Source organism: Campylobacter concisus, from assembly GCF_001298465.1.
Taxonomy (GTDB): Bacteria; Campylobacterota; Campylobacteria; order Campylobacterales; family Campylobacteraceae; genus Campylobacter_A; species Campylobacter_A concisus.
The window spans coordinates 127,254-141,836 of sequence record NZ_CP012541.1; the positions used below are offsets into that span (position 1 = coordinate 127,254).

Annotated in this window: 12 protein-coding genes; all 12 read left to right on the forward strand. The window is 34.3% G+C overall.

The genetic code is table 11. The features are described 5' to 3' along the window. Window positions 1-493: 493 nt before the first annotated feature. The 12 genes from metE to CCON33237_RS00640 all read left to right on the forward strand — a co-directional run bounded on the left by metE (window position 494) and on the right by CCON33237_RS00640 (window position 14,582). Window positions 494-2,767, forward strand: a complete 2,274-nt coding sequence (gene metE / locus CCON33237_RS00585; RefSeq protein ID WP_054195945.1) for a 5-methyltetrahydropteroyltriglutamate--homocysteine S-methyltransferase — start codon at window positions 494-496, stop codon at window positions 2,765-2,767. 66 nt (window positions 2,768-2,833) lie between these two features. Beyond that, window positions 2,834-3,721, forward strand: a complete 888-nt coding sequence (locus tag CCON33237_RS00590; protein WP_054195946.1) for a DNA-binding protein — start codon at window positions 2,834-2,836, stop codon at window positions 3,719-3,721. 111 nt (window positions 3,722-3,832) lie between these two features. Beyond that, a complete protein-coding gene (locus CCON33237_RS00595) occupies window positions 3,833-5,203 on the forward strand; it encodes a mannose-1-phosphate guanylyltransferase/mannose-6-phosphate isomerase (protein WP_054195947.1) in 1,371 nt (456 codons plus the stop codon). A 3-nt stretch (window positions 5,204-5,206) separates the two neighbouring features. Next, a complete protein-coding gene (gene gmd / locus CCON33237_RS00600; protein ID WP_054195948.1) occupies window positions 5,207-6,349 on the forward strand; it encodes a GDP-mannose 4,6-dehydratase in 1,143 nt (380 codons plus the stop codon). A gap of 3 nt (window positions 6,350-6,352) precedes the next feature. After that, window positions 6,353-7,414: a GDP-L-fucose synthase family protein gene (locus CCON33237_RS00605; protein ID WP_054195949.1), complete on the forward strand. Its 1,062-nt coding sequence runs from the start codon at window positions 6,353-6,355 to the stop codon at window positions 7,412-7,414. After that, window positions 7,411-8,181 carry a glucose-1-phosphate cytidylyltransferase gene (gene rfbF / locus CCON33237_RS00610; protein ID WP_054197360.1) on the forward strand — a complete coding sequence of 257 codons (771 nt, stop codon included), beginning with the start codon at window positions 7,411-7,413 and terminating at the stop codon, window positions 8,179-8,181. The genes CCON33237_RS00605 and rfbF overlap by 4 nt, the downstream gene beginning before the upstream one ends. Next, complete coding sequence (gene rfbG, locus CCON33237_RS00615) at window positions 8,163-9,281, forward strand: CDP-glucose 4,6-dehydratase (protein WP_234402300.1); 1,119 nt, start codon at window positions 8,163-8,165, stop codon at window positions 9,279-9,281. Before rfbF ends, rfbG begins: the two co-directional genes overlap by 19 nt. After that, on the forward strand, window positions 9,278-10,147 hold the full coding sequence (locus CCON33237_RS00620; RefSeq protein ID WP_054195950.1) for an NAD-dependent epimerase/dehydratase: 870 nt from the start codon (window positions 9,278-9,280) through the stop codon (window positions 10,145-10,147). The genes rfbG and CCON33237_RS00620 overlap by 4 nt, the downstream gene beginning before the upstream one ends. 1 nt (window position 10,148) lies before the next feature. Then, window positions 10,149-11,492: a lipopolysaccharide biosynthesis protein RfbH gene (gene rfbH / locus CCON33237_RS00625; RefSeq protein WP_054195951.1), complete on the forward strand. Its 1,344-nt coding sequence runs from the start codon at window positions 10,149-10,151 to the stop codon at window positions 11,490-11,492. Beyond that, window positions 11,489-12,505: a GDP-mannose 4,6-dehydratase gene (locus CCON33237_RS00630; protein ID WP_054195952.1), complete on the forward strand. Its 1,017-nt coding sequence runs from the start codon at window positions 11,489-11,491 to the stop codon at window positions 12,503-12,505. Before rfbH ends, CCON33237_RS00630 begins: the two co-directional genes overlap by 4 nt. Beyond that, the gene (locus tag CCON33237_RS00635; RefSeq protein WP_159070948.1) at window positions 12,505-13,446 is read left to right on the forward strand and encodes a glycosyltransferase family 2 protein; all 942 of its coding nucleotides are present in this window, start codon (window positions 12,505-12,507) and stop codon (window positions 13,444-13,446) included. The genes CCON33237_RS00630 and CCON33237_RS00635 overlap by 1 nt, the downstream gene beginning before the upstream one ends. Next, complete coding sequence (locus CCON33237_RS00640; protein ID WP_054195954.1) at window positions 13,446-14,582, forward strand: glycosyltransferase family 2 protein; 1,137 nt, start codon at window positions 13,446-13,448, stop codon at window positions 14,580-14,582. The genes CCON33237_RS00635 and CCON33237_RS00640 overlap by 1 nt, the downstream gene beginning before the upstream one ends. Window position 14,583 lies beyond the last annotated feature (1 nt).

Below are 14,583 nucleotides of genomic sequence, written 5' to 3' on the forward strand. Positions count from 1 at the left end.
AAATTTGGCAAAGAGCGTTTATAATGCGACAAAAATTCACTACAAAGGAAAAACGCTGATGCCTTGTCCCATGCATAAAGCTCATTAATCTCGGCAAAAAACATATCAGCGATTTTCAAAAAACACGCAAATTTTTAAATGATTTTACATTTTTTCACATTGAAATAAATCCATTTTTGCTAGCAGGTCCGCTGCATTGTAACTGCATTTTTAATAGCAAAGCTAAGCAGTGTTTAAAATTTGGCAAGGATCTTTTTAGTAGAGCTTTTTATAAATTTTACTTTAGTTTAAGAAGAAGCGGGTGTCATCCGCCGTGTTTTGGGTGACCCAGACTTGTGCGTAGCACAACAACATTGAACATGCTGGGGGTTTGGGTCGCAGAGATAAGGGGGCGGTTTCGTAATTCTAGCCCCCTTGTACCTGCATAAAAATATTCAAGGTTGCTGTGTTTTGCACAGATTTAATTTAAAATAGAAATTTAAAAAGGATAGAAATGATAAAAAGTTATGTTTTAGGTTTTCCAAGAATCGGTGAAAAAAGAGAGTTAAAGCGCGCATTAGAGGGCTTTTGGGCTGGTAAAGAGGGCTTTAGCGAAGATAATTTGCAAGAGACTGCAAAGACGCTTCGCCAAAGACACTGGAAATATCAACAAGACGCTGGCATTTCGGCTATTAGCGTTAATGATTTTTCATTTTATGACCTAATGCTTGATAACATCATCGCTTTTGGCGCTACGCCTCCAAGATTTGCAAATTTAAGCGGCTTGGAGCAGTATTTTGCTTGCTCAAGAGGCAATAAAAATGGCGTTGCGATGGAGATGACAAAGTGGTTTAACACAAACTACCACTACATCGTGCCAGAGCTTAGCAGCGAGAGTAAATTTAGCCTAAAAGCAGACAAAATTTTAAATGAATACAAAGAGGCGAAGGCTAACGGCGTAAAAGGCAAGGTAAATTTGATCGGCCCTATCACATTTTTGGCCCTTTCAAAGACGACTGACGGCAGCTGCCCATTTAAGCATCTTGACGCGCTTGTAAGCGAGTACAAAAAGTTACTTGAGCAAATTTCTAAGCTTGATGATGAAATTTTAGTGCAGTTTGACGAGCCGATCTTTGTAACAGACAAAAACGAAAGCGATCTTTTGCCACTTATCACAAAGGTCTATAACGAGCTAACAAGCGTAGCTAGCAACGTTAAGATCGTATTTGCGACATATTTTGAGCATGCGATTAAAGCAGTTAGCGAAGTGGCTAAAACTAAAATTTACGGCATCGCACTTGACTTCATCCACGGTAAGAGAAATTTCGAAGCACTTGAGACTATCAAAAACAGCCATTTGACGCTATTTGCTGGCGTGATCGACGGCAGAAATATCTGGAAGAGCAACATCGATGAAAAAGTAAAACTTGTAGGTGAAATTTCAGAAAAAATAGGCGGAAAAGACCTTTACATCGGCACTTCATGCTCGCTTCTTCACGTGCCATACACTCTAAAATATGAAGAGAATTTAAACCCAGAGATCAAAAGCTGGCTAAGCTTTGCGGTTGAGAAGCTTGACGAGATCAAGATCATCACAAAACTAGCAAACGGAGAGAAGCTTGATGAGAGCGAAACAAAAATTTACGAAGAGAACAAAAATGCTGTTAAAACTCGTGCTACTTCAAAGCTCATCCACTCTTATAGCGTTCAAAACCGCATCAAAAATTTAAGCAAATTTGAGCGTGATGAGAAATTTGAAGATCGCATAAAAATTCAGCGCGAAACACTAAAATACGGCATCTTGCCTACAACGACAATAGGCAGCTTCCCTCAAACGGTTGATCTTCGTGTACTTCGCCAAAATTTCAAAAAAGGCGAGATCGACGCGGCTGCTTATGAAGCTGGCATCAAAAAATATATCGATCACTGCGTGAAATTTCAAGAGGATATCGGCCTAGACGTGCTAGTACACGGCGAGCCAGAGAGAAACGACATGGTCGAGTACTTTGGCGAGCAGATCAGCGGGTATGCATTTAGCCAAAATGGCTGGGTACAAAGCTACGGCAGCCGCTGCGTCAAACCACCACTCCTCTTTGGTGACGTAAGCCGCCCAGAGCCGATGACTGTTAAGTGGATGAAATACGCTCAAAGTATCACAAAACACGTAATGAAGGGCATGCTAACAGGTCCTGTGACTATGCTAAACTGGAGCTTTGTGCGTGACGATCTGCCAAGAAGTGAGGTGGCAAAACAGCTCGCGCTTTGTATCTATGACGAGATCGCAGACCTTCAAAATGCAGGCATCAGAGTGATCCAAGTCGATGAGGCAGCATTTAAAGAGGGCTATCCGCTAAGAGCTGAAAATATCCCAGCTTATGAGAAATTTGCGGTTGATTGCTTTAAGCTTTCAGTAAGCTCAGCTGAAGCAAAAACTCAGATCCATACGCATATGTGCTACTCTGAATTTAACGATATTATTAAGACTATCGAGGCTATGGATGCTGATGTTATCAGTATCGAGACTGCAAGAAGTGGCAACGAGCTACTTAAAATTTTCAAAGCCGTTGGCTACAAACAAGAGGTTGGACCTGGCGTTTACGACATCCACAGCCCACGTGTGCCAAGTGTCGAGGAGATCGTCGCTCAGATCAAAGCTCTGCTTGAAGTCTTACCAAAAGAGCAACTCTGGATCAACCCAGATTGTGGCCTAAAAACCAGAAAATGGGAAGAGGTCGAGCCAAGCCTTAAAAACATGGTAGAAGCTGTCAAGATCGTAAGAGGTCTATAGTCCAAATTTTAGCGTCTAGTAAGCCTAGGCGCTAAACTCCATTTAAATTTCAAAAAAAGTTAGAAAATGTTAAAAGATAAGATCATAAACAATAAAAGTGGCATAGTTCTTTACGGTCTAACACCTCCAAAGGCCGAATTTGACGAGGTGAAGCTTAAAGAGATCGCTGCAAAATGGGACAAGAGGATCACATATGTGCAGGCTGATGGCTTGGTGCTTTACGAGATCCAAGATGAAAGTAGCCGTATAAAAAGCGAGCGAACCTTTGAATTTAGTGATACATTAAGCCCTGAAATTTATTACTCAAAGTATCTAAATTTAAAGACACCAAGCATCTTTTATAGAGTCGCGAACAAATATAATGAGAGCGAATTTAGAGCAAATTTAGCCAAAAGTAGTAGTGACATAAATGTCTTTGTCGGTATTGCTTCTGGCAAAGTAGAGCCTAAAATGAGCTTAGAGCGTGCTTATGAGATCGCTAGAGACGAGTTTAAAGAGCTTGTAGTGGGTGGTGTTTGCATAGCTGAGAGGCATGCTAAAAAGGGCGATGAAGAGCAAAGGATGAGCCAAAAGGCCAAAATGGGAGCAAAATTTTTCATCTCGCAGGCGGTTTTTGATGTAAATTTGGCTAAAAATTTACTAACAAGTGTGGCAAAAAGTGGGTTAAATTTGCCTATAATTTTGACTTTTACGACTTGCGGCACGCCAAAAACGCTAGAGTTTATCAAGTGGCTTGGTATAAGTGTTGATGAAAAAAGCGAGAAAAGGATGCTTGAGAGTGATGATTTTTTAGCCACGGCATCACAAATTTGCCTTGAAAATTTCGCAGAGCTTTATGAATTTGCCAAAAAGCTTGGTATAAACGTCGGCGTCAATGTTGAAAGTGTAATGGCAAAAAGAGCCGAGATAGAAGCGAGCCTAGAGCTAACACATAAGATGAGAGAGGTGTTTTGATAGTTTAAAAGCTATCAAAACTTATATTTTAGATAGTTTTAGTAAGTTCTTAGCCTTTTTTAGCTTTAATTATATAAGATTTTTAAGCTCATTTTAAAGTAGATAAAATTTATGACAAATATATTATTATGTGGTGGTTCTGGTACGAGGTTGTGGCCTATTAGCAGGACTTTGATGCCAAAACAATTTATTAAATTATTTGATGACAGGTCACTTTTTCAGCTAACTGCACTACGAAATAGTGAAATTTGTGACAATACATTTGTGATTACAAATATTGATCATTACTACTTGGTGATAGATCAGATAGAAAATTTAAGTATCACAAATTTTAAATATCTGCTCGAGCCAGTTGGTAGAAATACTGCACCAGCGATCACACTAGCTTGCCTTGCACTTGATCCAAATGAGATTGTTTTAGTAACGCCATCGGATCATTTGATAAAGGACATTAAAGCATACCACACAAGCGTAAAAGCTGCAAAGGAGCTGGCAGAGCAAAATTTCTTAGTTACTTTTGGTATAAAGCCAAAGTCGCCTGAGACAGGATTTGGATATATAGAGAGCTATAATGGTGATGTAAAGGCTTTTTATGAAAAGCCAGACCATGAAAGGGCAGTAAAATTTCTAAAAGATCAAAATTTCTACTGGAATTCTGGTATGTTTGTTTTTAAAGCAGGCATTTTTTTGGATCAGATGAAAATTTTTGCTCCTGAGATATTTGAAGCGTGTAAACTTGCTTTTGATAATGCAAAAAAAGACGAATTTGATATCAAAATAGACGTTATCGACATGCAAAATATTCCCCAAAATAGCATAGATTATGCTGTGATGGAAAAATCAGATATCGTAAAAATGGTATCCTTGGATGCTTCTTGGAGTGATCTTGGAAGTTTTGATAGTTTGGATGAGCAGCTACAAAAAGATATCAATGGAAACACAATAAATAGCGATCTTGTGCAGATAAATTCTCACAATAATCTAGTCCTATCTAGCGGCAAAAAAATAGCCTTGATAGATGTTGATGATCTAGCCGTAGTTGACACCAAAGATGCTCTTTTGATCTCTAAAAAATCCTCTAGCCAAAAAGTAAAAAATGTTGTGGAAATTTTAAAAGAGGAGAGCTCTGAGCTTTGCAATACTCATGTTACGACAAATAGGCCATGGGGAAACTACACGGTTCTTGAAAATCAAGATGGATATAAGATAAAAATCATAGAAGTAAAACCTGGCAAGAGGCTATCTTTACAAAAGCACTTTCATAGAAATGAGCACTGGATAGTTTTGTCTGGTAGTGCCACAGTTACGATCGGCGAGACAACTAGACTTGTTTGTCCTAATGAGTCTATCTATATAAAAATGGGCGAAGTTCATAGACTATCTAATGAAGGAAAAATCCCTGTGGTTTTAATAGAAGCTCAGGTTGGCGAATATACAGGTGAAGATGATATAATTCGCCTAGACGATGATTTTAAAAGGTGATTTATGGATAAAAAAGTAGCGTTAATAACTGGTATAACAGGTCAAGACGGGTCGTATCTGGCAGAATTTTTACTAAAAAAAGGCTATATAGTACATGGTATAAAAAGACGAACGAGTCTTTTTAATACAGATAGGATAGATCATCTCTATCAAGATCCACATGTTGATAATAGAAATTTTTTCTTGCACTATGGCGACATGACAGACTCTATGAACCTAACAAGGATCATCCAAGAGGTGCAGCCAGATGAAATTTACAACCTAGCTGCCATGAGCCACGTACAAGTAAGCTTTGAAACTCCAGAATATGTCGCAAATGCTGATGGCACAGGCACTCTTAGGTTGCTTGAGGCTATAAGGATATTAGGACTTGAAAAAAAGACTAAAATTTATCAAGCTTCTACCTCTGAGCTCTACGGAAAAGTACAAGAGACACCGCAAAGTGAGACTACACCATTTTATCCAAGAAGCCCTTATGCAGTCGCAAAGATGTATGCGTACTGGATAACGGTTAATTATAGAGAGGCTTATGGTATTTTTGCTTGTAACGGTATATTGTTTAACCATGAATCACCAGTTAGAGGCGAAACATTTGTAACTAGAAAGATCACAAGGGCAGCTAGTAAGATAGCGCTCGGGCTTCAAGACAAGCTTTATCTTGGAAATTTAGACGCCAAAAGAGACTGGGGCCATGCAAAAGACTATGTGAAGATGATGTGGATGATACTGCAAGCCCCACAGCCAGAAGACTGGGTGATAGCGACTGGACAAACGACAGCGGTTAGAGATTTTGTAAAATTTGCATTTGCCTATACTGGTATAAATTTGAGATTTGAAGGGGCTGGCGTAGATGAGGTAGGGGTCGTAGACTCACTAAATTTTGAAAAGGTAAAAGAGTTAAAATTAGACATATCACATTTAAGCATTGGTCAAATAGTGGTTTGTGTAGATCCAAGATACTTTAGACCAACGGAGGTTGATTTGCTGCTTGGAGACCCTAGCAAGGCGGAGAAAAAACTAGGCTGGAAGAGAGAATTTAACCTTCAGGACCTAGTAAATGATATGATGAAGTCGGACTTAAAGCTCATGGCAAAAGATCTCTATCTAAAAGATGGCGGATATGAGATAATGAGCTATTTCGAGTAAAAAATGGATAAAAATAGCAAAATTTATTTAGCAGGACATAAGGGATTGGTAGGCTCTGCTATAGTGAGAAATTTAAAATCAAAAGGCTATGAAAATATAATCACAAGAACTCATAGCGAGCTTGATCTTATGGATCAAAAAGCAGTTTGTGAGTTTTTTGAAAAAGAAAAGCCCGAGTATGTAGTGCTAGCTGCTGCAAAGGTCGGTGGAATAGTGGCTAATAGCACTTATAGGGCTGATTTTATATATGAAAATTTACAAATTCAAAATAATGTGATCCATCAAAGCTATCTGCATAAGGTAAAAAAACTATTATTTCTGGGGAGTACTTGCATATATCCTAAAAATGCTCCACAGCCAATGAGCGAGGATGTGCTTTTGACATCTCCGCTTGAATACACAAATGAGCCATATGCGATAGCCAAAATAGCTGGCATGAAGATGTGTGAGAGCTATAATTTGCAGTACGGCACAAATTTCATATCTGTAATGCCTACAAATTTGTATGGTCCAAATGATAACTTTGATCTAGAAACTTCGCATGTATTGCCAGCACTTATAAGAAAGATACACCTAGCAAAGCTTTTAAGTGAAGAAAAATTTGGCGAAGTGGTAAAAGATCTAAAAGTAAGAGATATAAATGAAGCTATGGTTTATCTTGATAAATTTGGTATTTCAAAAGATAGAGTAGAAATTTGGGGCACAGGAGAGCCTAGACGAGAGTTTCTACACTCAGAAGATATGGCCGATGCCTGCGTGTTTTTACTGGAAAATAGAGACTTTAAAGATATTTATGATAAAAATAGCAAAGAGATAAGAAATACGCATATAAATATAGGTACAGGCAAAGATATCTCGATAAATGAGCTAGCAAATTTTGTTAAAAATATAATTGGCTTTAAAGGCGAGCTATATTTTAATGATAACAAGCCTGATGGAACGATGCTAAAACTAACGGACCCGTCTAAGCTCCACTCTCTTGGCTGGAAACATAAAGTAGAGCTTGAATATGGGATAAAGACACTTTATGAGTGGTATTTAAAAAATATGGAGAAAATAAAATGAAAGTATTACTGTTAGCAGGTGGGTATGGAACAAGACTTAGTGAGGAAACTGATATAAGACCAAAGCCAATGGTTGAGATAGGTGGAAAGCCAATATTGTGGCATATTATGAAAATTTATTCTAGCTACGGGTTTAATGATTTTATTCTTCTTCTTGGCTATAAGGGCTACTATATTAAAGAGTATTTTGCTAATTATTTTTTACATCAGAGTAATTTTACTATTGATATGGCAACTGGAAAAACCGAGATATTAAATAATTCTAGTGAACCTTGGAAAGTAACTCTTTTAGATACTGGATTAGATAGTATGACAGGTGGAAGAATTAAAAGAGCAAAAGAATTTATAAAAAATGAAACCTTTATGCTCACGTATGGCGATGGTGTAAGCGATGTAAATATTAAAAAACTTGTTGAATTTCATAAACAAAATAAAGTTAAAGCAACTATGACAGCCATCCAGCCAGCAGGAAGATTTGGAGCACTAGATATAAGTGCAAATTTAATAAATAAATTTGTCGAAAAACCCGCCGGTGATGGAAATTGGATAAACGGCGGTTTTATGGTATGTGAACCAGAAGTCTTGGATTTAATAGAATCGGATGAAACTATTTTCGAGCAATACCCACTGCAGATTCTAGCAAAAAATAGCCAACTCGGCGCTTATAGGCATAGCGGTTTTTGGCAGTGTATGGATACTTTAAGAGATAAAGTGTATTTAAATGAACTTTGGAATAAAGGAAAGGCACCATGGAAAATTTGGAAATGAAAAACCTTTTCTGTGGGATTTATGAAAATAAAACAGTTCTGGTAACAGGGCATACAGGATTTAAAGGATCTTGGCTTGTTTATTGGCTTAGTCAAATGGGTGCAAAAGTTATAGGTTACGCACTAGAAGCTCCTACAAGCCCAAACCATATAGGACTTTTAAACCCAGATATCATTTCTGTGACTGGTGATATTAGGGATTTAGATGGATTAAATCAGATATTTAGTAAATATAAGCCAGATATTGTATTTCATTTAGCAGCACAACCTATTGTAAGAATATCTTATGAAAAACCGATAGAAACTTATGAAACAAATGTTATAGGAACACTAAAAGTTTTTGAAGCTTGTCGCAAAAATAATGCAAAAGCAATAGTAAATATCACAAGTGATAAAGCTTATGAAAATAAAGAGTGGGTCTGGGGCTATAGGGAAAATGATCCAATGGGAGGATACGATCCTTATAGTTCAAGCAAGGGGTGTGCAGATTTATTGACTTCTTCCTATAGAAATTCATACTTTAATACAAAAGATTATAAAAAAACACATAATACTTTATTAGTAACTTGTAGAGCAGGAAATGTAATAGGTGGTGGGGACTGGGCTAAAGATAGGCTTATAACGGACGTGATGGTATCAGCATCACAAGGCAAAAAAATAAGTATTAGAAACCCAAATGCCACAAGACCATGGCAGCATGTACTAGAGTGTATTAGCGGGTATCTTCATATAGGACAAAAACTTTTAGAAGAACGAGTTGAGTATTCTGGGGCATGGAACTTTGGCCCAAGCAATGATAGAAGTATTTGTGTAGAAGAAGTTATAAAAAATATAAAAAAGCATTGGAATAAAATAGATTATGAGATAAGTCAGGATCTAGGTCAACCTCATGAAGCAAATTTACTAAAGTTGGATTGCTCAAAGGCTTATGCTTTATTGAAGTGGAAAGATGTTTGGGGTAGTGAGACTACATTCGAAAAAACTGCAAAATGGTACAAAGCTTACTATGAAAATAATAGAGAGATATTGACGCAAAGCGATTTAGAAAATTATATTAGAGATGCAAATAGTAAGAAAATAGAATGGTCTGTAAGTAAATGAAAATACTATTGGCTGGAAGTACAGGTTTTTTAGGAAGGTGTCTATTGGAGTCTTTTATAAAAAATGGACATGAAGTTATTGCCTTAAAAAGAAGTACATCAAATACAAATATTATTGATAAAAATTTAAATGACATTAAGTTTTATAATGTTGACGAGGTGGCATTGCGAGATATTTTTAAAAATAATAAAGTAGATATAGTGGTTAATACTGTTACTAATTATGGGAAAAATAACAATAGTGTATCTGAAATAGTAATGACAAATTTAATGTTTGGACTAGAGCTTTTAGAAAATTCTATCAATAATACTAAAGCATTTATAAATACTGATACATTATTATATAGAAACATAAATGCGTACGCTTTTTCAAAAGCACAATTAGTAGATTGGATGATTTATTTATCAAATAAAAATACAAAAATTATAAATGTAAGATTAGAACATATGTATGGCCCTTTTGGCGGGCATAATAATTTTATTTGTTGGCTAGTAGGACAACTAAGACAAAATGTACAAAAAGTTAAGTTAACGTCGGGTCTTCAAAAAAGAGATTTTATTTATATTGATGATGTTGTAAGTGCATATGAAGTGATTATTAAAAATATAAGTAAATTTCAAGATTATGAAGAATTTGAGCTGGGTACTGGAAATTCAATTGAAGTTAAAGTTTTTATAGAAAAAGTATATAAAGAGATATTAAAACAACAAAATATAAATACCAAGCTTCTTTTCGGGGCCATTGCTTATAGAGAAAATGAAAATATGGACATGAAAGCAAATATTCAAAAGCTGGTTAGTTTTGGATGGAAACCAGAAGTTTCTATAGAAAGTGGAATTAAAAAAATATTAAATAGTAAGGATTGATATGACCAAACAAAACATACTAAAACAAGAAATATTGAAAAAGACAAAAGAATATTACGAGTTGGTTCATAAGCCAATTCACGAAAGAAAATTTATAGAGGGTGAAACAAGGGTAAATTATGCAGGTCGAGTATTTGATGCTAAAGAAATGCAATATTTGGTGGATAGTGCATTGGACTTTTGGCTCACATATGGCGATTACAGTAAACATTTTGAAAAAGAACTGGCTAAATATTTAGGTATTAAATATGCATTATTAGTAAATTCTGGAAGTAGCGCAAACCTACTTGCTTTTTTTGCACTTACATCACCTCTTTTAAAGGACAAACAGATAAAAAGAGGTGATGAGGTAATAACTGTAGCCGCAGGATTTCCAACTACTGTAGCACCAATAGTTCAATATGGAGCAATCCCTGTATTTGTAGATATGGATTTAAAATATGCAAATATAGATGTAACTCAATTAGAATTAGCTATTAGCAAAAAAACAAAAGCAATTATGATAGCCCATACGCTTGGCAATCCATTTAATTTAAAGGTTGTAAAAGATTTTTGCGACAAGAACAATTTGTGGTTAATAGAAGATAATTGTGATGCATTGGGTTCAACATATGAGAAAAAATATACTGGTACTTGGGGTGATATAGGCACTAGCTCGTTTTACCCACCACACCATATGACAATGGGAGAGGGTGGAGCCGTCTATACTAACAATTCGCTACTTAAAAAAATAATTTTATCAATGAGAGATTGGGGGAGAGATTGTTGGTGTGAAAGCGGTGTTGATAATACTTGCGGATGTAGATTTTCTAAAAGTTTTGGAACACTTCCAAAGGGATATGACCATAAATATGTTTATTCTCACTTTGGTTTTAATTTAAAGGTTTCGGATATGCAAGCTGCGATTGGCTGTGCACAACTTGAGAAATTCCCTAGCTTTGTAGAAAAAAGAAAACTAAATAGAAAAAGGCTGTACGATGGATTAAAAGACTTGGATCAGTTGATTCTAGTGGAAACTCAGCCAAACTCTGATCCAAGCTGGTTTGGTTTTATGATAACGCTAAGCGATAGTGCTAATTTTACTAGAAATGAGTTAGTAAAATATTTAGAAACAAATAAGATACAAACCAGAAATCTCTTTGCTGGTAATATAACAAGACATCCAATGTTTGATAATATGGTTTTAAATAAAGATTATAGGGTGATTGGGGACTTAAAAGTGACAGATAAAATAATGAATGATAGCTTTTGGATAGGACTTTATCCTGGTATGGGTGATATGGCGATTGATTATATGATTAAAAATATAAAAAATTTTATTAAATTAAGAAAAGGGAATAAATGAGATATTTAATAACGGGCGGATGTGGCTTTTTGGGAACAAATATAGCAAGTAGGATTTTAGAACAAGGAGACGAGCTTATAATATTTGATTCTTTGTATAGATATGGAAGTTATCAAAATAAGGAATGGCTAGGAACTAAAGGTAAATTTGTTTTTGTTTATGGGGATATAAGAAATATAAATGACATAGAACAAACAATAAAAATATATAAACCCGATGTGATTTTTCATTTAGCTGGACAAGTAGCAATGACAACATCTATAGAGAATCCAAGAATGGACTTTGAGATAAATGCTGTAGGAAGTTTTAACCTTATAAATGCGGTAAGGCTATATAGTCCTGATAGCACTGTTATTTACTCATCTACAAATAAAGTTTATGGTAATTTAAATCAATATAAGTATAAAGAAACTGATACAAGATATGAATGTATTGATAGGCCAAATGGTTTTAATGAAGAAGTAGCTTTAGATTTTCACTCTCCATACGGTGTGTCAAAAGGTAGTGCAGATCAATATATGTTGGATTTTACAAGAATATATGGAGTAAAAACCGCGGTTTTTAGGCACTCTTCCATGTTTGGTGGAAGGCAGTTTGCTACTTATGATCAAGGCTGGATTGGATGGTTTGTTCAAAAGGCAGTAGAAATAAAAATAAATACCCTAAAGGAACCATTTACAATATCTGGAAACGGAAAACAAGTAAGAGATTTGCTTTATGCTAGTGATTGCGTAGATTTGTATCTGATGGCTTCTCACAAAATAGATGAAATAAAAGGACAGGTTTTTAATATAGGCGGCGGAATACAAAATTCATATTCGCTTTTAGAACTTTTTTCTTTTTTGGAGCAGGAACTTAATATTAAAATGAAATATAAGCAGTTGCCACCTAGAGAGTCTGATCAAAAGATATTCGTGGCAGATATAAATAAAGTAAAAAAACTTATTGGTTGGGAACCAAAAATTTCAAAAGAAGAGGGCGTAAAAAAAATGATCGAATGGGTTTTAAAATAATGCTGCTTGATATTTTGATACCCACATTTAACAGAATTGAACCTTTAAAGAAGAATTTGGAGTTGCTAATAGATTATGTCTCTAGGTTGGATTGTAAAGATAAAATTAGAATCATAATTTCTGATAATTTTTCAAGTGATTCTACTTTTGATGTTTTAAGTATATTAAAATCTAATACCGATATAAAAATTATAATTTATAGACAAGAAGAAAATATAGGACTTGAAAGAAATGCTGTTTTTGTCTTGTCAAAGTCAAGTGCTAAATATGTTATGTTTTTGGGCGATGATGATTTTTTGCATTTTGATTATCTAAAAAAAATAGTGGAACATCTGGAAACGGATAACTTGGCATGTATAATTCCATCATTCCTTGCTAAAAGAGTTGATGGTGCCATTGTAGGATATAGGAGTCTTGGTGAAAATAAAAAATATGCAAAAGGCTTTTTGTCTGCGCTTACTCTTTCTATTTTGGGGCATCAATTAAGCGGGATAGTGTTTTTGCGTGAAGGTATATTGGAAAAATATCTTAGCAGTGAAGAATTTAGAAATATTTATCTTTTTATAGCTTTTGTAGGTTTAAATTGTTTAAGGGGTGGCGTTTGGCATTTTACAGAGTATCCAGTGTATGTAACTGTAGGCGAAGAAAAAGATTGGAATTATGGAGACGATGCGCTTTTTAGTGAAAAAATAAAAAATATACCTATTATTTCAGAAAATTTTTTACAGAGATTTAGATTAGAGAATAAGTTTTTTATAGATAATATATACTCTATTTTTATGGTGTATAGTAGTTTAAGCAAAAGAGTAAAAGCTCTTTATCTTGCGTCAACATCTCAAAATCTATCTCTTGTATTTAAAGCATATATTCCTTTTTTGTTGTTTTTATTTGCAATAAACAAAACAACCAACAAGATATTTAAAAAAATTGGGATTAGATAATGAATAATATGTATTTGCTTTCATTGGTAATGCCAACCTATAATAGAAAAAATGAGATATGTATTAGTATAAAAACTATTTTATCAACACTTTTAGAAAATATACACAATAATGATATAGAGTTATTAATTTTAGATAATGCTTCAGATTATGATATAGAACAAATTTTACAACATGTCTTACAACTAGCAAAAGATAAGTTAACAATAAAAATAATAAAAAATGATATGAATATTGGTAATGACTCAAATTTTTTAAAAGGATTATGTGAGGCAAAGGGAAAGTATATATTACAGTGTAGTGATAGATATTATTATAATATTAATTTTTGTGAATTGTTGCGTTGTTTAAAAGAACAAAATCCTCATTGCATAATTTGGAGTGATAGGTTTAGAAAATATACACAAACAGAAATAACGCTAGTAAATAGTTATAAAGACGAATGGTTAAAAGATGAATTTGCAATCATAGATGATAACGATGTTTTTTTTAAAATAAAAAAAAATGATTTATTAAATTCAAAATATGTTCAATGTGGTTTAATCAATGCTTTTTCAGATTCAGTGTTTCTAAATAGAGGATCAGAATATTTTAAAATAAAATTTAATAAATTTGAAAAATCACATATGTTGGGGGTTGCCGCACAGATAGATGCTATTGATATGGCTAAAAGTATACATATTTTTAGAGTAGGTTTTAACAGTATTATTCATCAAAATATCGGAAGTGGTAATTTGTATAATAGACATAATTATAATGAAGTTCTATATGGAAATATTTTACTTCAAAAAAAATATCCGTTTATTGGTTCTGCTAACGACATAAAGCTATCACAGGTTATAGGCTTAATGAATTTATCTTTAAATGATAAGGCTGGATTGTATTTTGCATTTATAAAACCTGATAAAAACCTAATAAATAAAATAATTAATGATAGTAAATTGCATCTTAAATGGCATCAAAAATTAGATCTTTTTTTCATAAATTATTCTTTTCCTGTATTTGTAATAAGGATATATTTGCTTTTAAAAAATATTTATTTGATTATAAAAACGAATTTTTTAAGGTTCAGAGCCGATTCTGATACTGTTGATAAAATACAAAAAGACTTTAAAAATAATCAATGTAAGATGTAGC

Coding starts and splice junctions, on each gene's coding strand:
- gmd (WP_054195948.1), top strand. CDS start 5,207: ATGGATAAAAAAGTAGCGTTAATAACTGGTATAACAGGTCAAGACGGG.
- CCON33237_RS00605 (WP_054195949.1), top strand. CDS start 6,353: ATGGATAAAAATAGCAAAATTTATTTAGCAGGACATAAGGGATTGGTA.
- rfbG (WP_234402300.1), top strand. CDS start 8,163: ATGGAAAATTTGGAAATGAAAAACCTTTTCTGTGGGATTTATGAAAAT.
- CCON33237_RS00595 (WP_054195947.1), top strand. CDS start 3,833: ATGACAAATATATTATTATGTGGTGGTTCTGGTACGAGGTTGTGGCCT.
- CCON33237_RS00630 (WP_054195952.1), top strand. CDS start 11,489: ATGAGATATTTAATAACGGGCGGATGTGGCTTTTTGGGAACAAATATA.
- CCON33237_RS00640 (WP_054195954.1), top strand. CDS start 13,446: ATGAATAATATGTATTTGCTTTCATTGGTAATGCCAACCTATAATAGA.
- CCON33237_RS00620 (WP_054195950.1), top strand. CDS start 9,278: ATGAAAATACTATTGGCTGGAAGTACAGGTTTTTTAGGAAGGTGTCTA.
- rfbH (WP_054195951.1), top strand. CDS start 10,149: ATGACCAAACAAAACATACTAAAACAAGAAATATTGAAAAAGACAAAA.
- rfbF (WP_054197360.1), top strand. CDS start 7,411: ATGAAAGTATTACTGTTAGCAGGTGGGTATGGAACAAGACTTAGTGAG.
- CCON33237_RS00590 (WP_054195946.1), top strand. CDS start 2,834: ATGTTAAAAGATAAGATCATAAACAATAAAAGTGGCATAGTTCTTTAC.
- CCON33237_RS00635 (WP_159070948.1), top strand. CDS start 12,505: ATGCTGCTTGATATTTTGATACCCACATTTAACAGAATTGAACCTTTA.
- metE (WP_054195945.1), top strand. CDS start 494: ATGATAAAAAGTTATGTTTTAGGTTTTCCAAGAATCGGTGAAAAAAGA.